General features: G+C 61.5%; 19 protein-coding genes and 5 pseudogenes. 17 read left to right on the top strand and 7 right to left on the bottom strand.

Features of this window, described 5'->3' with window-relative positions:
- The first annotated feature begins 88 nt into the window (after positions 1–88).
- The 15 genes and pseudogenes from WS92_RS29960 (at position 89) to WS92_RS29895 (ending at position 10,432) form a co-directional block, all read left to right on the top strand.
- A complete protein-coding gene (locus WS92_RS29960) occupies positions 89–436 on the top strand; it encodes a hypothetical protein (protein WP_059928813.1) in 348 nt (115 codons plus the stop codon).
- Positions 437–656: 220 nt separating this feature from the next.
- The gene (locus tag WS92_RS29950; protein WP_059928654.1) at positions 657–923 is read left to right on the top strand and encodes a hypothetical protein; all 267 of its coding nucleotides are present in this window, start codon (positions 657–659) and stop codon (positions 921–923) included.
- A 12-nt stretch (positions 924–935) separates the two neighbouring features.
- A complete protein-coding gene (locus tag WS92_RS29945) occupies positions 936–2,375 on the top strand; it encodes a zeta toxin family protein (protein WP_059928651.1) in 1,440 nt (479 codons plus the stop codon).
- Entirely contained in the window at positions 2,375–3,670 is a 1,296-nt protein-coding gene (locus WS92_RS29940; RefSeq protein ID WP_059928648.1) for a DUF1173 domain-containing protein, read from the top strand. Before WS92_RS29945 ends, WS92_RS29940 begins: the two co-directional genes overlap by 1 nt.
- Positions 3,667–4,323, top strand: a complete 657-nt coding sequence (locus WS92_RS29935) for an HNH endonuclease signature motif containing protein (RefSeq protein ID WP_059928645.1) — start codon at positions 3,667–3,669, stop codon at positions 4,321–4,323. Before WS92_RS29940 ends, WS92_RS29935 begins: the two co-directional genes overlap by 4 nt.
- Positions 4,320–4,562, top strand: a complete 243-nt coding sequence (locus WS92_RS29930) for a hypothetical protein (protein ID WP_059928642.1) — start codon at positions 4,320–4,322, stop codon at positions 4,560–4,562. Before WS92_RS29935 ends, WS92_RS29930 begins: the two co-directional genes overlap by 4 nt.
- Before the next feature lie 37 nt (positions 4,563–4,599).
- Complete coding sequence (locus tag WS92_RS29925) at positions 4,600–5,079, top strand: hypothetical protein (protein ID WP_141668129.1); 480 nt, start codon at positions 4,600–4,602, stop codon at positions 5,077–5,079.
- A gap of 141 nt (positions 5,080–5,220) precedes the next feature.
- Positions 5,221–5,874, top strand: a pseudogene (locus WS92_RS36910) (adhesin); the annotation flags it as partial.
- Positions 5,875–6,128: 254 nt separating this feature from the next.
- Positions 6,129–6,217, top strand: a pseudogene (locus WS92_RS36905) (hypothetical protein); the annotation flags it as partial.
- Complete coding sequence (locus WS92_RS37340) at positions 6,202–6,498, top strand: YadA C-terminal domain-containing protein (protein WP_348983771.1); 297 nt, start codon at positions 6,202–6,204, stop codon at positions 6,496–6,498. The pseudogene WS92_RS36905 and the gene WS92_RS37340, both read left to right, overlap by 16 nt.
- A 42-nt stretch (positions 6,499–6,540) precedes the next feature.
- Entirely contained in the window at positions 6,541–6,924 is a 384-nt protein-coding gene (locus tag WS92_RS36025; protein WP_171845258.1) for a hypothetical protein, read from the top strand.
- A 16-nt stretch (positions 6,925–6,940) separates the two neighbouring features.
- A complete protein-coding gene (locus WS92_RS29910) occupies positions 6,941–7,699 on the top strand; it encodes a hypothetical protein (RefSeq protein WP_231755853.1) in 759 nt (252 codons plus the stop codon).
- 248 nt (positions 7,700–7,947) lie between these two features.
- Entirely contained in the window at positions 7,948–8,805 is an 858-nt protein-coding gene (locus WS92_RS29905; RefSeq protein ID WP_059928627.1) for a hypothetical protein, read from the top strand.
- An 884-nt stretch (positions 8,806–9,689) separates the two neighbouring features.
- Positions 9,690–10,016, top strand: a complete 327-nt coding sequence (locus tag WS92_RS29900; RefSeq protein WP_059928624.1) for an H-NS histone family protein — start codon at positions 9,690–9,692, stop codon at positions 10,014–10,016.
- A 149-nt stretch (positions 10,017–10,165) separates the two neighbouring features.
- Positions 10,166–10,432 (top strand): hypothetical protein, encoded by a 267-nt coding sequence (locus WS92_RS29895; protein ID WP_231755852.1) that lies wholly within the window; start codon positions 10,166–10,168, stop codon positions 10,430–10,432.
- A 9-nt stretch (positions 10,433–10,441) separates the two neighbouring features.
- On the opposite strand, the gene WS92_RS29890 is transcribed toward WS92_RS29895, so the two are convergent.
- The 4 genes from WS92_RS29890 to WS92_RS33935 all read right to left on the bottom strand — a co-directional run bounded on the left by WS92_RS29890 (position 10,442) and on the right by WS92_RS33935 (position 13,715).
- On the bottom strand, positions 10,442–12,043 hold the full coding sequence (locus tag WS92_RS29890) for an IS66 family transposase (protein WP_059928621.1): 1,602 nt from the start codon (positions 12,041–12,043) through the stop codon (positions 10,442–10,444).
- 127 nt (positions 12,044–12,170) lie between these two features.
- Positions 12,171–12,524, bottom strand: coding sequence for an IS66 family insertion sequence element accessory protein TnpB (gene tnpB / locus WS92_RS29885; protein WP_059928618.1), 354 nt, complete (start codon positions 12,522–12,524; stop codon positions 12,171–12,173).
- Between the two features lie 119 nt (positions 12,525–12,643).
- Positions 12,644–13,069, bottom strand: coding sequence for an IS66-like element accessory protein TnpA (locus tag WS92_RS33940; protein ID WP_331457895.1), 426 nt, complete (start codon positions 13,067–13,069; stop codon positions 12,644–12,646).
- Positions 13,070–13,247: 178 nt separating this feature from the next.
- A complete protein-coding gene (locus tag WS92_RS33935; RefSeq protein WP_171845263.1) occupies positions 13,248–13,715 on the bottom strand; it encodes a transposase in 468 nt (155 codons plus the stop codon).
- Positions 13,716–13,798: 83 nt separating this feature from the next.
- Between WS92_RS33935 and WS92_RS33930 the strand changes: the two are divergent.
- Together WS92_RS33930 and WS92_RS33925 are read left to right on the top strand one after the other, a co-directional pair.
- Positions 13,799–13,996, top strand: a pseudogene (locus WS92_RS33930) (transposase domain-containing protein); the annotation flags it as partial.
- A gap of 145 nt (positions 13,997–14,141) precedes the next feature.
- Positions 14,142–14,297, top strand: a pseudogene (locus tag WS92_RS33925) (transposase domain-containing protein); the annotation flags it as partial.
- Between the two features lie 180 nt (positions 14,298–14,477).
- On the opposite strand, the gene WS92_RS29880 reads toward WS92_RS33925, so the two are convergent.
- From WS92_RS29880 to WS92_RS36895, 3 genes and pseudogenes are all read right to left on the bottom strand, one after another.
- Complete coding sequence (locus WS92_RS29880; protein WP_059928615.1) at positions 14,478–16,034, bottom strand: hypothetical protein; 1,557 nt, start codon at positions 16,032–16,034, stop codon at positions 14,478–14,480.
- Positions 16,035–16,063: 29 nt separating this feature from the next.
- Positions 16,064–16,735: a hypothetical protein gene (locus WS92_RS35395; protein WP_141668128.1), complete on the bottom strand. Its 672-nt coding sequence runs from the start codon at positions 16,733–16,735 to the stop codon at positions 16,064–16,066.
- A 616-nt stretch (positions 16,736–17,351) separates the two neighbouring features.
- A pseudogene (locus WS92_RS36895) lies at positions 17,352–17,489 on the bottom strand (helix-turn-helix domain-containing protein); the annotation flags it as partial.
- Positions 17,490–17,541: the final 52 nt, after the last annotated feature.

Here is a 17,541-nt window from a genome sequence, read left to right as displayed (position 1 = left end):
CGCCATTCATCTGTTGTGCTGGATGTGTCTCAGGCGTCTGGGTATGTTGGTCCGGCGTCATCCCCTCATCGCTTCAGGAGACGAACGCATGCCTATCAACCATTTTACCTCCAATCGTGTGACTTTTCGCCGTTTGGCGAACCGTCTCGTTGCCGCAACGGCGATCTCCGCCACCGTGTTCACGCTGGCCGCGTGTCAGGACATCCCGATCGCGCGGCAGCGGCTGTCCGAATTGATCGCTCCCCGAAATACCACGGCGTCTGCCGCCGCTGCGTCCGGCGCCTCCGCGGTCGCCGCTCAGCCCGCCAGCGGCGCCAGCGCCGCGAATACGGCAAATGCCCCGCAGCGCAAACGGCCCCGCTCGTCGTTCCGTGACGACCAGAATCAGGACGTCATCGAGAAATTCCGGGCAACCGGCTACGGCATCTTGTTTTGATGAGGTAAAGCATGCGGAACCCTTTCCTTCGAACCGCGCGTCGCGGACCGATCGCCCTGGCCGGCGTCGCGCTCGCCACGCTGCTGGTCGGCTGCGCAGCCCCTACCCCCAACGGCGCCGGGTTCACGTCGACCGATGCCGGCACCCAACGAACCCCCTACGTGTCCACCGCCCCGGCCCTGCTTTGCCGCGGCTGCGAGATGCACTAACCCCGGAGACCATGATGAAAAACGGTTTGTTCAACCACAGCATCATCCGCTACGACGTCGCGCTCGGCATCGTCGGCGCCGTGATCGCGAAGTGCGCGGAAGACATCGGCGACGCCATGCGCCAGGATCCGCCGGACGCGGCGCGCATCGAGGCGCTCCACGCGCGGCAGGACGAGCTTGTCGATCTGCGCAACGCCCTCGCTCCGTTCGATGACCAGCGCATCGAGGAGGTGATTCGCCAGTACGGCCCCATCGCTCGCGACGAGTCGATCGTTTAAGGAGCGGCGACGATGGCACGCGAACTGAACGATGCGGATCTCGACGCAATTTACCGTCGCGTGGAGCAACGCGCGATCGAGACCACCGAGCGGCAAGAGCAGCCCGTGGCGATCCTGCTCGGCGGGCAGCCGGGCTCCGGGAAGGCCGGTCTCGCCGGGGTGGCACAACGCGAGCTACGCGATCGCGGCGGCGCCGTCGTGATCGACGCCGACCAGATGCGCGAGTTCAACCCCGCGTATCGGGCGCTCGCGAAAGCCGATCCCGAGCGAGCAGCGGACCAGACGCAGGCGCTGGCCGGCAAGTGGGCATCACGCCTGACCAAGCGGGCCGAGGACGAGCGCCGCAACCTGATCGTCGACGGCACGATGCGCAACCCGGACAACATCGCGACCCTCGCGGAGCGTCTGCAGCGCGCCGGCTATACCGTCGAGGCGCGCGTGATGGCCGTGCCCCCGGATCCTTCTTTCGACCGCGCGCGGCTACGCTATGAGCAGCTCGCGGCCGAGGGGCAGACCGGCCGCGTGGTCAATCGCGAGCAGCACGACTCAGCCTACCGCGGCCTGCCCGCAACGGTTGATCGTCTGGAGCGCGACGGCCTGGCCGATCGCATCCGAATCTACGACAGTCACGGCCGCGTGGTCTACAACGGCGAGCGCGACCGGGATCGCCAGCAGCAGTCGCTCGGCAAGGGACGGGGCGGCGATCGCCCGGAAGCGCCGGCTGAAGCCGCGAGGACACTCGAATCCGTTCGGGATCGCTTGCTGACCCACGGCGAACGAGGCGCGCACATCGAGATTCTCGAGGAGATCGTCGAGCGTACCCGCGCCCGCAACGAGCGCACGCCGGGCGTGGGCCCTCAGGATCTCGCCGACGTGTCCAAGCGGCTCCAGGCGGCTCGCGAGGATCGCGCCACGTTCGAGCACAGCGAGATCTACAAGCGCGCGAAGGTGTTTGATGACGGTCCTAATGTGGCCGCGCTGGCCCGTTATCCGGAATTCGACGGCGCCTACCGGCAGCTCGCCGACGTGCGCAAAAGCTGGCAACCGGACACCCCGTTGGCCGATCGCCAGCAGCAGTATTTCGATACGCTCGGGCGCCTGTCCGAGCAGCTTCATCGTGGGCAGATCCCGGGCGGCAACACGACGCTCGCCGAGTCTCAACGCGTGATGGGCGTCGTTGCGCGCGAGCGCAACCTGATGATTCGCACGCCCGAGCCCGATCGTGTGCTGCAGGGTGATGTCGTCGCCAAGACGTCACAGCACGCCCTCGTCCAGATCTCCGAGAACATGGTCGTGATGGTCGAGCGCGGCAAGCTCGATCGCGAGATCCACCAGGGCGAGAAGACGGCGCTGCTGCATTCGGACCAAGGCACGACCAGGGTGCTGACCCACGACGAAGCCCGCGAGCTGCAGCAGAACCGCCCGGGCATGGACCTTGAAAGGAGTCGGTGATGGCCAGTTACGACATTGACGGGCGGGTCTTCGAAGCGGCGACACCCGAGCTGTTCGCGGTCCTGCCGGGCGCGCATGACAAGAAAATCCGGCCGCTGTGCCGGTGTCAGAACCCCGGCATCGAGATGTATATCGCTCGGTTCGAAGACCGCTTCCTGGTCAAGCGCATGCCCGATACCGGTGGCCAGCACGCGATCGGCTGCGAATCGTACGATCCTCCGCCCGAGTTGTCGGGCCTGGGCGACGTCGAGGGCAGCGCGATCCAGGAAGACCTCGAGACGGGGCAAGTCGCGCTGAAGTTCGGCTTCGCGATGTCCAAGGGTGGCCAGAAGCAGGCGCCGGCGCCATCGGAGAAAGAACCCGACAGCGTCAAGGCCGACGGGAAGAAGCTGACGTTGCGCGCGACGCTCCACTACCTCTGGGAGCAGGCGGGCCTGAATCGATGGTCGCCCGCCATGAAAGGCAAGCGCAGTTGGTATGTGATTCGCAAGTACCTGCTGCAGGCCGCCACCGACAAGGTCACCAAGGGCGTTGACCTGTCGGAGCTGCTGTACATCCCGGAGTCGTTCGTCGCGGATCAGAAGGATGCGATCCAGCAGCGGCGCACCGAGCGGATCGCGCGCATTGTGACGTCCCCGAATGGTGCGCAGCGCTACATGCTCGCGATCGGTGAACTGAAAGAGATCGTTCCGTCGCGCTACGGGCACAAGCTGGTGTTGAAGCACTTGCCCGACTACGGGCTGATGCTGGACGACGACGTCCACAAGCGCCTGAAAAAGCGGTTCGAGGCCGAACTGGAGCTGTGGAACGTCCACGAGGAAGCCCATATGGTGGCCATCGCGACCGCGAGCGTCTCGCGCGCCGGCATCGCTTCCGTCGTCGAGGTCGCGCTGATGTTGACGACCGAGCAGTGGATTCCGTTCGAATCGGAAATCGAATCCACGCTGCTGAAGGCGATCGCGGCGCGCCGTTACATGAAATGCCTGCGTTACAACCTGCCGTCGACGCGTCCCCTCGCGACCGCGGTGCTCTCGGACACCGAGCGCGCGACCGCGCTGTATCTGGTGCCGCCGGCGGTGACCGAGGCGTATCAGGCCGCGCTCGACGACCTCCTGGCGGGAAGCCAGCTCGATTCGTGGGTTTGGGAGCCGCTCAAGGCTGCTATGCCCGCCCTGCCCGAGCCGCTCGAGAACTGGAAGAAGTTGATGGCATCGCACGCCGGTCGGCTTCCGTACGACGTGCTGGACGATAGCGCCAACGCCGGCGAACGTCGAGACCCGAGGAGAGCGACATGAAGCGAGCCACGCAGTTCGATTCGCCGCGCCGGTCTCGCAAGAAATGGTGGCCGGCAGAAATCGAATACCTGCGCGAGCGTTATCCATACGAGACAGCCGAGCTGATCGCGCGCGTGCTCGATTGTGCTGTTTACACCGTCCATGCCAAGGCGGCCGCGTTGGGAATCCGAAAATCACCGGACTTCTACGGGAGCGCCGGGTCCGGCCGCTTCGACGGCTCGCGCGGCACGAGCTGTCGCTTCCCGAAGGGCCACGTGCCGTGGAACAAGGGCAAGAAGGGCGTTACCACGGGCGGTGAAGCGACCCGGTTCAAGAAGGGCAGCAAGCCACGCAACTGGATGCCCATCGGCAGCGAACGCTATTCGAAAGAAGGCTACCTGCAGCGCAAGGTTACCGATACCGGTTATCCGCCACGCGATTGGGTTGCCGTACACATCCTGCTCTGGGAGCAGGTGCACGGTCCGGTGCCGCCCGGCCACGCCGTGTGTTTCCGTGACGGCGACAGGTCCCATATCGCGCTTCCCAACCTCGAGTGCATACCGCGCGTCGAGCTGATGCGGCGCAATTCGATTCACAACCTGCCCGAAGAACTGAAGGGCGTGATTCGCCTGAAGGCAACTGTCGTCCGAACCATCAACCGGAGAAAGCGATGAACACGATCGAGGACCTGCGAAAGCACCTGTTCGAAACGCTTGCGCAATTGCGGAGCAAGGAACAGCCGATGGAGATCGAGCGTGCGCAGGCGATTGCTCAGGTCGCGCAGGTGGTGATCAATAGCGCGAAGGTCGAGGTCGAGCACCTGAAGATTGTTGGGGGAAAGGGAACGGGATTCATTAGGGAAAGCAACCTGCCGTCCGGGATTACGGGTACGCAGCAGCATCGCTTGCGCTGATTCATGCGGCGACAGTCGCATCTACGTGGAGAACTACATGAAACGCCTAGCAGCTTCCGCCCTGCTCTTCGCGACGTTGGCACTGACATCTGTCGGAGCCGCTGCGCTGGAGCTTGACGCTCGCCCGGCACCGCTGATGGGCGTACCTGTCATGACCGGATTGCCTCCTCTTCACTCGCCCGCTGTGTCGGCGGAATCGCGCTCGTCTGTTCGGGTCACCCTGAAGTCGCTACCCCCGTTCGTCTACGGCGCGTTGCAGACCATCGAGGCCCGCCGCGGCGCGCGTTATGCCGATTCGGAAATCGCATCGATCTCGAGCACGCCGGAATTCTGGGCGGAGACCGAGCGAGCTCGGGAACGCCTCTGCGCGATCGCAGCGAACTCGACGAGTCTCGCATGCGCGCGCGGGGCGACAGACGCGGCGCGCCTGCTGCCGATTCGGCCGCGGGAAGACGACGTCGTTGTAACGGCGAAGAAGACCTTGTCCCGCAACGAGGAGGTGATGGTCTCACCCTGAAACGTGACGCCAATTTGGAAAGACCTCCCCCTGCTCCCGGAATCTTGGCGGAGGACAGGAGCAAGGGGGATCCAAGTCCTGCGCAAGCGCAGGCGCACATGTCCCGTGACCCGGGCTCTCGATTTTGTGTAGAGGATTGTAATGAATAAGATCTGTCGGCCAAAGCGGACGGGGATATCGATCGCGATTGCCGCCGCGATCGCCTATGGGTGGACTGGGTCGTACGCCGGCACGACGAACGGCGACCCCAATCTGGGCGATGGCGCGATCGCCACCGGAAACGGCTCGCGTGCGGTGGGCGACTACTCCGTCGCGATCGGCTCGGGTGAGCAAGCGCTCGGACAAAATGCGCTCGCGATCGGCGCGGGCGGTATCGCTGTCGACGTGAATGCGATCGCGCTCGGCACGACGGCCGTCGCGCAGGCCAGTGCGGTCGCGGTCGGAACCAGCGCCACGGCGGCGGCCACGGCGATCGCGCTGGGCGCAAACTTATCGGCAACCGTGCTTGCAGCAATCGCGCTTGGTCAGGGCGCGGGCGCCGTCAACGCCGGGGACGTGGCCATCGGCGCAGGATTCGTCACAGCCGCGGCGCGCGCGGTACTTCCCGTCACGGTCGCCGGGCGGACCTACGACCTTGCGGGCAGCCCCCCTGAAAGCGTCGTGAGCTTCGGGACCATCGGCGCCGAGCGGCAGCTCACGAACGTCGCGGCCGGTACGATCTCGGCCGTCAGCACCGATGCGGTGAATGGATCGGTGCTCTACGCGGCGTATCAGGCGATCCAGGCCACGTCCACATACGCCACGCTGCTGTCGACATCGACCGGGCAGTCGGTCGCGTCGCTGTCGACGGGTGTTGCGGCGAACGGTGCCGCGTTGACCGCCTTATCGACCAGCCTCGCGGCCGGCGCGCTCGGGCTCGTTCAGCAAACCGGCGGTGCACCGGGGGCCGGCACGATCACGATCGGCGCATCCAACGGCGGCAACGCCACCGCCCCGGCGAACAATGCCGTTGCGCTCGGCCCGGGAACCGTCGCTGAGCGCGACACACCGTGTCGTTCGGCAACGCCGCAACGGGGCTTACGCGGACGCTCACCAACGTTTCCGCGGGCGTCGCGCCGACCGATGCGGTCAACGTTCAACAGCTCAACGACTCGTTGGGCAGCGTGCGCAACCAGATCGAGCATGACCACCGTGACGCCAATGGCGGTACCGCGTCGGCCGTCGCGATCGCGAGTCTGCCGCAAGCGCCGAGTCCCGGGAACGAGCGTGGTCGCAATCGGCGGCGGCAGCTACGCCGGGCAGTCGGCGATGGCGGTTGGCTTGTCCACGTATGCCGGTCGCTGGATCTTCAAGGCGAGCGGCTCCACGAACACGCGCGGCGCGGTCGCCGCTGGCGTGGGTGCAGGTTATGCGTGGTAGCCGCCCGGACACCCATGTCGATGAGGAAACCTGGGAACCACTATGGGCGCACCGAAGCAACGAAATGACAACCATGCCAACCATCACGGCCGATCGCCAGTCGATGATCGAATGGCCGCGGGCCAGGCCGAGTTCATACAGTGCGGCACTCCAGCACCCGCATCGCCGGTCACGCTCGAGAGTACGCGCTTCGCTCCTGCGCCGAACGGCCTGGTGGTCGTCGTCTCGAGCGACTCAACCTGTACGTTTGAGCGATCGGCCTGTCGCGTTTCGCTGGGCCCGGACGGTTGCACGTATTTCGTCGCCAATGAGCAGGTCCAAATCGGCCCGCTTTCACCCGAGAGCTACGTCGTCTTGCGCCACCTCATCGGGATTCCGTTTGTTGAGCAAGCAATCCTAACGGACGGCGGTCACGCGTCCATCTAACGTAGAGGAAAACACCATGCGTCCCGTCCGTAACTCAACCCTTGTGATGGCAGCGGCCATCGTTCTCGCAATCGCCGCCGCATCGCACTTCAAGAATGGCGTGGCTGTCCTGCTCGCCGCGATTCTGGCGATTCCCCTTTCCGAAGCAATCAATCGGCTGATTTCCCGGCGTGGCCAGTCACCGTCGACGCCCCCGGCCACCGTCAATATCACCGCGGGAACTGTTTGGGAAATCAGCCTGAACGACGTACCTGTAGGCGAGATTCCGGAAGGCACGATCCGGAATATCGAGGCCGAGCTCGCTCAGGAGTGGCGCTTCAAGCTCCGGATCTGGACCGACGTCGCCGCAGGCGTCTTCCGAGCGCTCACCAATGTGCTCATGTTCATGCCAGCGGTGGCGTTCGGGCTCGGCGTGCTGATGTGGTTCACGAACCCCGTCGAGTTTGCGGACGGACTGCATCAGATCCTGACGGCCAATGCCCATGACTTCCGCTCAATCGTCAACACGCTGGCAACGACGTTCCTCTACATGACGTGCCTGGCTGTGATCGTGCATTGGGTGTTTCTCCCTTCACCTCCGCGTCCGAACCACTATGCGAATGCGTGGTTTGAGGCAGTGCGGCTCGCCGCACGCGTTGCCCCTCGCGGTGATTTCAGCTTGCACTTGCGCGATCGCGACGCCCCGGAAGGCTACTTCGCCAAGCGCTATCCACGCAATGTCGTCGTGGTCGGCAAACGCGTCGGCGCACTCGAGCGGCAAAGGCGTGCGCTCTAAAAAAAGAAACCCCCTGTCGGCAAACAGGGGGTTCCGCTGACGCTTGACACATGGCTCGTGGCACGCATCGGTCCTGAGGGGACTGCCTCATTCTAGTTCGCCACGAACTGGTGTCAAGCGCGATCAACAACGCACTCAATGGATCGCGATTGCCATGACGATCAGCTTATCCGCGTATTCCCGCGCTGCGTCCGGTTTCATTCTCCTAAGCAATCGGTCGAGCGGCACGACGCGATAACTAAGCGCCCGTGACGATCTCCCTCTCCCATCCGGCAATCGACGGCGAGCGCGCAACAAGCACGCCGACGTCGACGCGCGACGTGCAGCTGCGGCCGCGCGGCCGTGCACGCGACGTCGCGTTGCCGGATCGGATTTGGCCAGAGGACATTCCCGCGCCTGCGCCGTCGAATTCGCCACGGATCCTGCGCACCTTGTCGCTCCGCCTCGAGCGCTACCTCGATCGGCCGGCACGTTGGCTTCCCGCGCTGAACGCCGCGAACGGCTCACGGCGCCAGCAGCGAAGTGAACGCCGGATCGCGTGCGCGCAGCTGCTGCGGGCCATGATCAAATACTGCGATCTGGCCACCCTCCGTGTCGGCATCCCGGCCGCCACCGGCTGGGTCGATCTTACCCTGCCGTTCTTTGCCGACCAGGCCGGGCTCGGTGTGCGGCGTGCCGAGCGCGCGCTCCGCGACCTCCAGACCGCCGGCCTGGCCAAGATCCGTCGCCAGTGTGCGCTGCAGGAGTCGTCCGCGGGCGAGCGCTACAAGGGACTCGCGGCGATCAAATACCTGCCCCCCGCACTGTTCGCCGCATTCGGCATGAGCGTATGGCTACAACATGAGCGCAGTCGCGCGCACCTGCGTGCACAGCGGCGTGCCGCGCAACAACACAAGCGTGAACGCCGTGCGGCCGCGGCCGCGCTCCAGGCATCGCTCCCCGAGAAGTCCTCAAAACGGTTTGTCGAGCGCGACCACGTGCGCCGGCTGGCTAATTACGAGCGCAGCGTCATGCTGTGCGCCGCTCAGCTCAAATCGACCCATCCCGAGTGGGATCGGGACGCCTGCTACGCCGAAGCGCGTCGGCAATTAGCACCGCCCACCTGATCTTCGCTTCCCCATAACCACCACCTTTCGATCGCTGTCGCGAGGGTGGCGCACGGTCTGCGTGCCCGCTTTCGGCATGTTGCCGGCCGAGATGACGTGTTGAGCGATGACAAGCACGGCATTTGCCCCGCGCGCGCGGGCCGTCGTGCGACGAAGCTGTGGATAAAGGCGGTTAAATGTCGGGTCTGATCGTAGTTAATTGTCGGCTCTTAATCACAAGCTATCTCTAACTACCTAGGCAAATCCACCCTCGCCGGCGTACCGGCGAGGAATCAAGTGGGCATTCGCCCGCTTGTCTGGACAAACCCGCGGTCCCCGAGCGCTCGCCTCCGGCAGGCCGTAAGCGCCTCGACGGCCGGCGGCCGCCGCGGCGCAACGGCGCGTAAATCACCGGCGGCCGGCAAGCCGGCCACCGGCTCAACGCGCGCGTGCGCGCGCCTAGCTGCCCGTGACGACGTCGGTTATCCATCGCAGCGATGTCAGCAGAAAGGGGGGTATTTCATCAACGCAACTAACCGTCAATCGCTACCAGCCCTTCGACCATGCGCCCCGCCCCTTTCCCCGCCCGAGTCTGCAGGAGGTTGCCATCGCCGACCGCCATGATCGTCGACTCGACCAAAGATCTCGGCTACCTACCGCGAGTACGTGCGGCGCGATGGCGCCGACACTGACCTCGAGACGTTTCTACGCCTGTATTTCGTGCGCGCTGCAGCCACCAACATCCGGATCCAGAAAGCGCTCTGCGCCGCGTTGTTGGCGACACTCACCAGCACCGACATTACGGGTGCCATCATCGACTGTCCGGATCGGCCTACGCCGAACTTTCAAAACCGCACCGATCATCCGGTACCATTCCGCCGTATTGAGATAACTCGGTAACGATCGTGATCGTTGAACTACAAGACCTTCAGGCACAACTGCGCGGATTGAACATCCGTCTCGCGGACGTCAAGAAAGACGAGCGGGCGGCGTATTTGGCCGCCGTTCAGGAGCACGTTGCGCTCTACGGCATCACGGAAGACGAACTGCTGCGCGCAGCGGGCTTCCGGAAATCGCGCAAACGGCGGGCGCCGGCGAAGTACTACGACCCGTCGTCGGGCAAGTCCTGGTCCGGCCATGGCCCGCGCCCCAAATGGCTCGAGGGGAAGAATCTTGACGACTTCCTCGTCGAGCGAGCCGCGAAGCCGTGGTGGCCCGGCGAAGAAGCGTAGGACGCGCAGGGCCGCGGCTGCGATCGACCCACCAGGGCAACGCCGCACCCTGCGATTCAGAAGTAAGCGCTAAATCTGCCACACGTCGTTAGGCCTCGCGTTACCGGGTAACATGGTTCATATCGATAGTTACCGGGTAACGAAGGGGGATGGAGATGGCGCAAACGACGGCACAGCGGCAAGCGGCTTATCGAGCAAGGCGCGAGACGGCAGGCAAGGACGGCGACGGTGATCGACGTCTGGATATGTGGGTGAACACGGAAGCCTATCTTGCTCTCACACGGTTGGCTCGCCGTTACTCGGTAACGAAGCGCCAGATGCTGGAACGGCTGATCGTACGGGCAGACGACGCGATCGTGCGCCGACTCGATCCCGACTCGGAACAGTGGGACCAATACTTCGACCGAGCGCGGTAGCGATCAGGGTTACCCGGTAACGGTTTGCTGTCGGGCGAAGTTGAACGGTAGCAGGTCGCTAATATCGGCATCCGGTGCGCGCTGCGGCAATTCGGTCAGCACGTGCAACAGATACGCGTGCGGCTCGACGCCGCAAGCTCGACACGTGAGCATCAGGCTGTAGACCATCGCGCTCGCTTTCGCGCCGTCAACCGTATCGCTAAAGAGCCACGACTTTCGTCCGGTCACAAACGGCCGGATGTCGCGCTCGATGACGTTGTTATCGATTGGGGACCGGCCGTCCTCTACGTAGCGGCTCAGGTACGGCCATTGCCTGAGACAGTAGCCGATCGCCTCGCCCAGCAGGCTCTTGGGCAGCACCTTTGGCGCGAGCTCGTCGAGCCAGCTCTTGAAGGCGCTAAGCAACGGCACGCTGTGCTGCTGCCGCAAGCGGTACCGGTAATCGGCCAGCGTTTCGCCCTCGGGCAGCGTCTGTTTGGCGAGCGCCTCGACCTGGTACAGCGCCTGGAAGAATTCGAGCGCCTTCGTGATGCGGGGGCTGGGTTTGTTTTTTTGCCCCTTGAGCGCGTCCATAAATAGGCGACGTCCATGCGCAAGGCATCCGAGGTGCGTGGCCGATTTGACCGTCCGCCACGCGGGCCAGCCGTCCGTCATCAGCGTGCCGTCGTAGTCTCCGAGGAATTCCTTCGGGTACTGCTGGCCACGTCCAGGCTGGTAGTCGAACAGCACCACCGGCTGCTCGCTGTCCTCGGCGCTTCGGTAAACCCACATATACGACGTGTCCTGCGCGTTTCGGCCCGTTTCCTTCAGGACCTGGACGGTGGTCTCGTCGCCGTGGATCAGCCACTGGCTCAGCAGAATCTTCTTGAGCGCCTCGAACAGGCGCTTGTAGTGAAGCTCGGCGGGGCGGATGATCCAGTTCGCCAGCGTGCTGCGGCTGACCGCGATATTCGGGCGCGCGAGCACGTCTTCCATCCGATACAGCGGTGTGCCGTCGACATACTTGCCGGCCGTGACGGCGGCGATCATCGATGCACTCGCATGACTGCCCGGCAAAGGCTGCGCCGGCATCGGCGCGACCACGATCGGTGTGTGCGTGCCGTGACGCTCGCAGTGGCGACACGCGTACTTGAAGCGCGCGTGCTGCAGCACCGACACCTTGACCTCCATGTGCAACTGCTCGCTGATTTCCTCGCCCATCCGATGCATTGCCTTGCTGCAGCACGGGCAGATCTTCTGGTCCTCGGGCAGGTCGTACTCGATCCGCTCGCGCGGCAGATCTGCGGGCAGCGGCTTGCGGCCACGCTTGCGCGGTTCAGGCTGACCGAGTTCCGGCAACCCGGTATCGGGCAGCGTCAGTGCGTCGCCGTCGTCCTCGTCGGCCGGCTGCGCTTGGGCTGCCTCTTCGGCCTCGTTGAACACGCGGTCGCGGCGCTTCCCGCTCTTGGGCGCGTACTGACGGGCCAACGCGAGACGATATTGCTCTTCAAGCGCATCCAGGCGCTTGGTCAATTCGTCGATCCTGGCGTCGCGTTCGGCGAGACCAGTTTCGAGTTCGTTGATGTAGGCCTTGGCGGCCCGCGGCAATCGCGACAGATCGGCGGCTTTCATGCGCTCCACGATAGCGAAGCTCAGCGCCGCGTGGGTTTACGCAAATGTGTAACAGCCGAGCCGGCCGTTGTTTACTCGCAACGCCTCGAAGGACGCCCCCTTGGCGGGGCATCGGTGATACCGCAATTCAGCTCGCGTGGCAGTATTGCCGCGCAGGATGACGGCGTACCGCGTCGACATCGACGCCGTCGAGCAGCAGGTGAAGCTGCTCGGCCGTGAGTTCAATCACGGCTTGCTGACGACGGGGCCAAACGAAACGGTCCGCCTCGAGGCGTTTCAACAGGAGCCAGAATCCGGCCCGGTCATAAAGCAGAAGCTTCACGCGATCGCGTTTGCGGTTGTGGAACGCGAAGACGGATCGCGCGAGCGGGTCAAGCTGCATCGACTGCTCGACCATCGTCACCAGCGTGTTCAGTCCGGCGCGGAAGTCGATCGGCTCGCGATGCAGGTAAATTCGAAGATCGGCGTCGAAGCGGAACATCAGTGCGCCCCCAGCGCAGCAATCATCGCCGTCACGAGCGAACCGTCTTGCCCCGAGCATTCGAGTTCAACCATGACGAGGGTCGGCCGGGATTCGTGAATATCTGAAGCTTCAGATATTCACGAATCCCGGCCGACCCTCATGACGCCGTTGGGCAGCGTCGCCGACAAACGCGCCGACGGCGCCGAGCACAGTGACGCCCGAGATCCCTCGCGACGATCCGGGGCTAACGACGCAGCAGGCGCACGGGAGAACACCGACGCCGTGTCCCCAACCGCAACGACCGGCACGAACCTTGACGGTGACGTTTCCGCACTACCAGGCCCGGCGAGCGCCGCTTCGTTCGCTGGTGTGCGTGCGCAAATCCATTTGCGCAACTGGTTCGCGTTTACGCCGGCCTTGAGCGCCATGCCCGATACCGATACTCCAGGCCGCCGGCATGCCTCGATCAGTCGCCGCTTATCCTCAGGGTCAAACACCCGCCTGCCGCCCCGATCTATATGCGTTACCTTCAGCGGCAAAAAAGCCAGGTCATCTTCAGTCATGGTTGCGTCCGCAAGTTGTCGTTGCGGACGCAAGCGTGACGTCTTTCAATCCGTCGCGCTACGTGCGGAGAAATTCGCGCTTACGAAGGTCTTGTTTCTCGCTCATCACGGTCTGAGTGCATGTGTCCACGCGGACACTTAGCTTCTGACCTTCTGCCCTTCATTGGAAGGGCGTCGGTCATTGACCGCATACTCTTAATCTGCCGGTGTGGGTAATCGTGAATATCCGAAGCTTCAGATATTCACGAATCCCGGCCGACCCTCGATACTGTTCGGCGAACTCCTGCGACACACCGCGGATACGAATACGTCGTTTGCCGACCTCGATCTCGATTTCACAGCTCGGCGGCATCGCCGGGCTCGCCGACACATCCCGCGTTTGCGGCAGAGCGTGGTGTGGGACGTCTTTCGCAGGCAGATCGACCACATCAACCGGCAGCAGCGCGATGTTTGGTACCGACGGTGCACGCTGCGTATCGAGTAAGCTTCTTCGCCACTGCGCGACCATATTGGCGTTCAAGCCGTGCGCACCCGCTACCTCGGCAATCGAGCGATTCGGATCGTTCGCCTCGGCAGCAACCGCTTCCCGAAACTCCTTCGTGTAGTTCCTCGATCCCGGTTGTCTTCCATGCACCACTGGCTTCATCAATCTGATTCCCATTACATCTGATGGGAATCAGATTGCCGGTGTCGCGCACTCATGAACAGACAGTACATGTCGAGCGCTTACGATCGAACTGGCTGTTCGCCGGATCGCTACGCGCGGGCAAGCGCGCGGCTGCGATCATGACGTTGATCCGTTCAGCGCAGTTGAACGGCCACGATCCACTGGCCTACCTGATAGACGTCTTGACCCGGTTGCCGACTCACCGTGCCGACGACATCGCCGCGTTGCTGCCTCATCGCTGGGCACCGACTAGCGCTTGATCACCTCCGCGATCGCTCCCGTCAAGACGCCTTCGCCGGGCGCTTACGAAGGAAGTTCGACCCATGCAGACTTAACCGGCCGCAGTCGCACGCCGGCAGATGGTTGCCAGGAGAACCGCTCGGCATAGTTCGGTGCACGGCATAAACGTGCAAGCTCAACGGGATCAACCCGCGTGCCTATCTGGAATACGTCCTGGCCTACATCACTGATCACAAGATCTCTCGCATCGACGAATTGCTGCCGTGGAACGTGGCCGACAAACTGAAGCCGGCCACCCCGCCTACACCCTCAACCGGGTAGATCTGAATAGATTGGGATGGATCGTGTCCACGATCGGCGATCGTGGAACGATCCCCCGTGATCTATACGGACTCCGACACGCCAACACCATCATGCCTCACGCGCGCGCGAGTGAGGAAACGGCCCAGCCGAGCCGCTTACACTCATTCCACATTGACCGCTTCTTCTTTAACGGCCCGACTACCTGTCAGATCGAGTTGCGGCTAATACAGTGCTGTACTCCCCCTGATATTCGTCCGGTGCCACTTTATTCACGTTTTTATGCCTCAGCGGGAGGGTCAATTTCCGATGCGTGGCTTCAAATTTATTTAGCGCCCTGACGGACTCCTCATCATCCAGATAACTCATATAAACCCTCATCATCTCTTCGTAGAGCCTGCTTGTTCTGAACTTTCTCGCTACCTCGGCGGGAATGAAACGAATATTTTCAACAATCGCCTGACCAATGGGAAAAACTTCTGAAAAAGTATGATACCCCCCAAAATTCATAAAGGCAGAAACTGCCAGTGTCATGGCGAGAATAGCATCCTTGCTTTCATGACTGTAAATGGAATGATTCTTGAGTTCCAGCATCGTCAGAGCTAGCATTACGTCCGTGGTGCCGCCCGATTGCGCGCCAGCTGACGGGTATCCGCTTCGGTTGGCGTCCGTGCCATAAATGCCATAGGGTTGCCAGCGATTGATGCCAACGCCATGATTGAAGATGTGGTTCTGTATATCCTCGGCCAGGCCCACATGTTTGTACTCGTCGGGTAGATTCGAGAATTCTTTATCCGAGAGCATGAAAGGTCGATTGAGATCGCCGATCGGTGCATTTTGACGCGGAATCGCATTGATCTGGGCGTTTTTCCCGCCGACATCCAGCAACTCTCTCAGCTGTCTCGTTTCAGCCTCGATGCGGGATTTTTGCACGACTTGCCCAAACCCCAAACCATAGTCACCGGCATTTTCATAGATACCCGACACGGGCATACCTTGGACAAGGGGCATTCTTTCACTGCGGGCACGCGTAATCATATCGTCAAAAATCAGTGATCGGGTTTTTCTTTTGAATTCAGCAAATCGCGGCGTCAGCAGATCGTGATTGCTTTCACTCAAGCCCGCACTAGCCAGTAGGGCGTTGACGGCGTCCTTGTTTGCGACTGCGCCGCTGCTCGATGTGAGGAGCTGCCACACCGTCGTACCGAAGGAGCTGAATAGTTTTATCCGCGTCAGGAACTCTTTGAATTCTCGAGCCGAAATCGGCTTGTTCAGGGAGGCGAGTATCCATGATTCGACATCGCTCGTCTCAGCGCCGGACATTCTGCCAATCTGGTCGGATGTGGAGCGTAGTGGCGTGAACGTTGTTCGCTCAAACACCTCGCCCAACGTCATAGCTTTACCACCAAATGTGACAGGCATTGCGCGGACGCTGGCTTCATTCTTGAGCGCCGCAAAAACCCTGGCGAGCTTGCCGGCATATTGATCGAGATACGAACCTATTTTGCCAGGATTGTCCATGATACTCATGGACATCTTAGCTTCGAATATCTTGTTGTGGGTCAGGAGCGAGTCTTGGGTTTCGTCAAGATTGACACCCGACTCCGCGCTTAGAAGTTTGCCGTTTTGATTGATCCTGAGCAAAGGCGAGTTCGACGTCTCGCGCTCGATTTCTCGTTCGACCTCTTCTTCGTTGATATCGCCGAGGCGGGACAGGGGGACGCTCCTGCGGCCCCTTCTAGTGAGATCATACAGCATATCAGTCTCCAATTCGCATGGCTAGGCTTTCAAAAGAAGGCATTGTCACGTTGGCTGGTACCTACTCCAAAGGTCGGGGTCCTTCTCCCAAGGTTTTGGCACAGCTTTGAATTCACGAGCTTGGCGATCGTACTCAAAGAAGCGAAGTCGATTTTCATCGGCATGATCCTCCCGATCTCTACGGTAGTTGTCGCAGCAGCAAACGATCCCTTTACGGCGCCTACAACTATACTCTTTGAATTATGGGCTACATCTATCGCTGCTCCTTTAGACACGGAAGCAACATCGTGCGGGCTCACCTGTGCGTTACCTGTTGCAATGCGCTGGGCACCCCACACGGTCTGGGCCAGTTGCCTCGTTTCAGTACCAAAGGTTTGTAGATTCTCGCAAGTCTGGCTCGGATTGGTGATAACATTGACTGTTTTGTTACCCAGATCTACTCGCTTCGACACCTGATTCTGCGCGGCCTCAGTCAGGACGTTTGCATCCGATCCTGGTGTCATCGATTTAGCCTTGTTCTCCAAGTACTGATTTCCTGTCTGCAGCCCCGATTTCCTTTGCGATTGCTGTTGCCCAGAGGGACCCGCGTCAACGTCCGATGATGCTTGGTCTTTCCTCTTCTTTTGCAATTGATCGATGGTATAGCCCGCGACAGCAGTACCCACAGGTTTAGCAAACTTCCCAGCGACTCTTCCGAGCATGATGATTTTGAATCCATCCCGGACACTCAAGCAGTCATTCGGCTAACTCGCCCATCAAAGCTAACACCTTGATTTCGATCATCTCCGTGGTAGGCACCGCGAGTCAGCCACGCACCGAGATGCTGCAAGTATCTTGTTACACTCATGAGGACGTTGCACGTTTGATCTGCCGCACCTTTCAGGGATTCGCCCTATATAAAATTAAAAAATTCCCAGTTCTGGCGTGAGCACAAGTGAATCAGATTTTTCGAAATCCTCCATGACTATACATATGATCTATCATTGCCTTTCGCTCGAACAACCCTATACATCTCACATCTGAGACGCTCAAGCAATCAGGCGTCGAGTATAATTCATATCTTTTATATTCTTCGAAAATCGATCATATCAAAATCCGACATGCCAAATTCGATCGGATATAATCGTCCCGATTTCTCATCGGACAAAGCACTTCTTGAAACCAGACAGCCATGCGTAATCCTTTTTCGCAGTCTGTTCAACAACTGCGTCGACGCGTCTGCTGAGGATCGCCGCTTCCAACACCCCGCTTTCCTATTGCACAGGGTTGCCTGACCGATGCACACAAACACCGTCCAGCTTGCCTGACCCACGCCACCTTCACCCAGTTGCGCAGCGTCTGCGCCGAAACTCCCAGCTTGCGGGCCATCGCGCTCATGCCTTGTCCATTCTTGATTCGCTGCACAGACGTCACCCTGAACTCGGCCGCGTGCACATATCTTAGTACCTTTAGCATTCCTTCTTTCCTTTCTTTTTGTCAACGTTATACGCGACCGAATGGAAGGCGA

Origin of the sequence: Burkholderia sp. MSMB1588, assembly GCF_001546925.1 — a bacterium.
In the GTDB taxonomy this organism is placed as follows: domain Bacteria; phylum Pseudomonadota; class Gammaproteobacteria; order Burkholderiales; family Burkholderiaceae; genus Burkholderia; species Burkholderia humptydooensis.
The sequence above is the reverse complement of the archived record's forward strand: the minus strand, read 5'-3'. Positions and strand labels throughout refer to the sequence as shown.

Excerpts from the sequence above, each read along its gene's own strand:
- WS92_RS29960 (WP_059928813.1), top strand. The coding sequence starts at position 89 with ATGCCTATCAACCATTTTACCTCCAATCGTGTGACTTTTCGCCGTTTG.
- WS92_RS29950 (WP_059928654.1), top strand. The coding sequence starts at position 657 with ATGATGAAAAACGGTTTGTTCAACCACAGCATCATCCGCTACGACGTC.
- WS92_RS29945 (WP_059928651.1), top strand. The coding sequence starts at position 936 with ATGGCACGCGAACTGAACGATGCGGATCTCGACGCAATTTACCGTCGC.
- WS92_RS29940 (WP_059928648.1), top strand. The coding sequence starts at position 2,375 with ATGGCCAGTTACGACATTGACGGGCGGGTCTTCGAAGCGGCGACACCC.
- WS92_RS29935 (WP_059928645.1), top strand. The coding sequence starts at position 3,667 with ATGAAGCGAGCCACGCAGTTCGATTCGCCGCGCCGGTCTCGCAAGAAA.
- WS92_RS29930 (WP_059928642.1), top strand. The coding sequence starts at position 4,320 with ATGAACACGATCGAGGACCTGCGAAAGCACCTGTTCGAAACGCTTGCG.
- WS92_RS29925 (WP_141668129.1), top strand. The coding sequence starts at position 4,600 with ATGAAACGCCTAGCAGCTTCCGCCCTGCTCTTCGCGACGTTGGCACTG.
- WS92_RS37340 (WP_348983771.1), top strand. The coding sequence starts at position 6,202 with ATGCGGTCAACGTTCAACAGCTCAACGACTCGTTGGGCAGCGTGCGCA.
- WS92_RS36025 (WP_171845258.1), top strand. The coding sequence starts at position 6,541 with ATGGGCGCACCGAAGCAACGAAATGACAACCATGCCAACCATCACGGC.
- WS92_RS29910 (WP_231755853.1), top strand. The coding sequence starts at position 6,941 with ATGCGTCCCGTCCGTAACTCAACCCTTGTGATGGCAGCGGCCATCGTT.
- WS92_RS29895 (WP_231755852.1), top strand. The coding sequence starts at position 10,166 with ATGGAGATGGCGCAAACGACGGCACAGCGGCAAGCGGCTTATCGAGCA.
- WS92_RS29890 (WP_059928621.1), bottom strand. The coding sequence starts at position 12,043 with ATGAAAGCCGCCGATCTGTCGCGATTGCCGCGGGCCGCCAAGGCCTAC.
- tnpB (WP_059928618.1), bottom strand. The coding sequence starts at position 12,524 with ATGTTCCGCTTCGACGCCGATCTTCGAATTTACCTGCATCGCGAGCCG.
- WS92_RS33940 (WP_331457895.1), bottom strand. The coding sequence starts at position 13,069 with ATGACTGAAGATGACCTGGCTTTTTTGCCGCTGAAGGTAACGCATATA.
- WS92_RS33935 (WP_171845263.1), bottom strand. The coding sequence starts at position 13,715 with ATGAAGCCAGTGGTGCATGGAAGACAACCGGGATCGAGGAACTACACG.
- WS92_RS29880 (WP_059928615.1), bottom strand. The coding sequence starts at position 16,034 with ATGCTGTATGATCTCACTAGAAGGGGCCGCAGGAGCGTCCCCCTGTCC.
- WS92_RS35395 (WP_141668128.1), bottom strand. The coding sequence starts at position 16,735 with ATGCTCGGAAGAGTCGCTGGGAAGTTTGCTAAACCTGTGGGTACTGCT.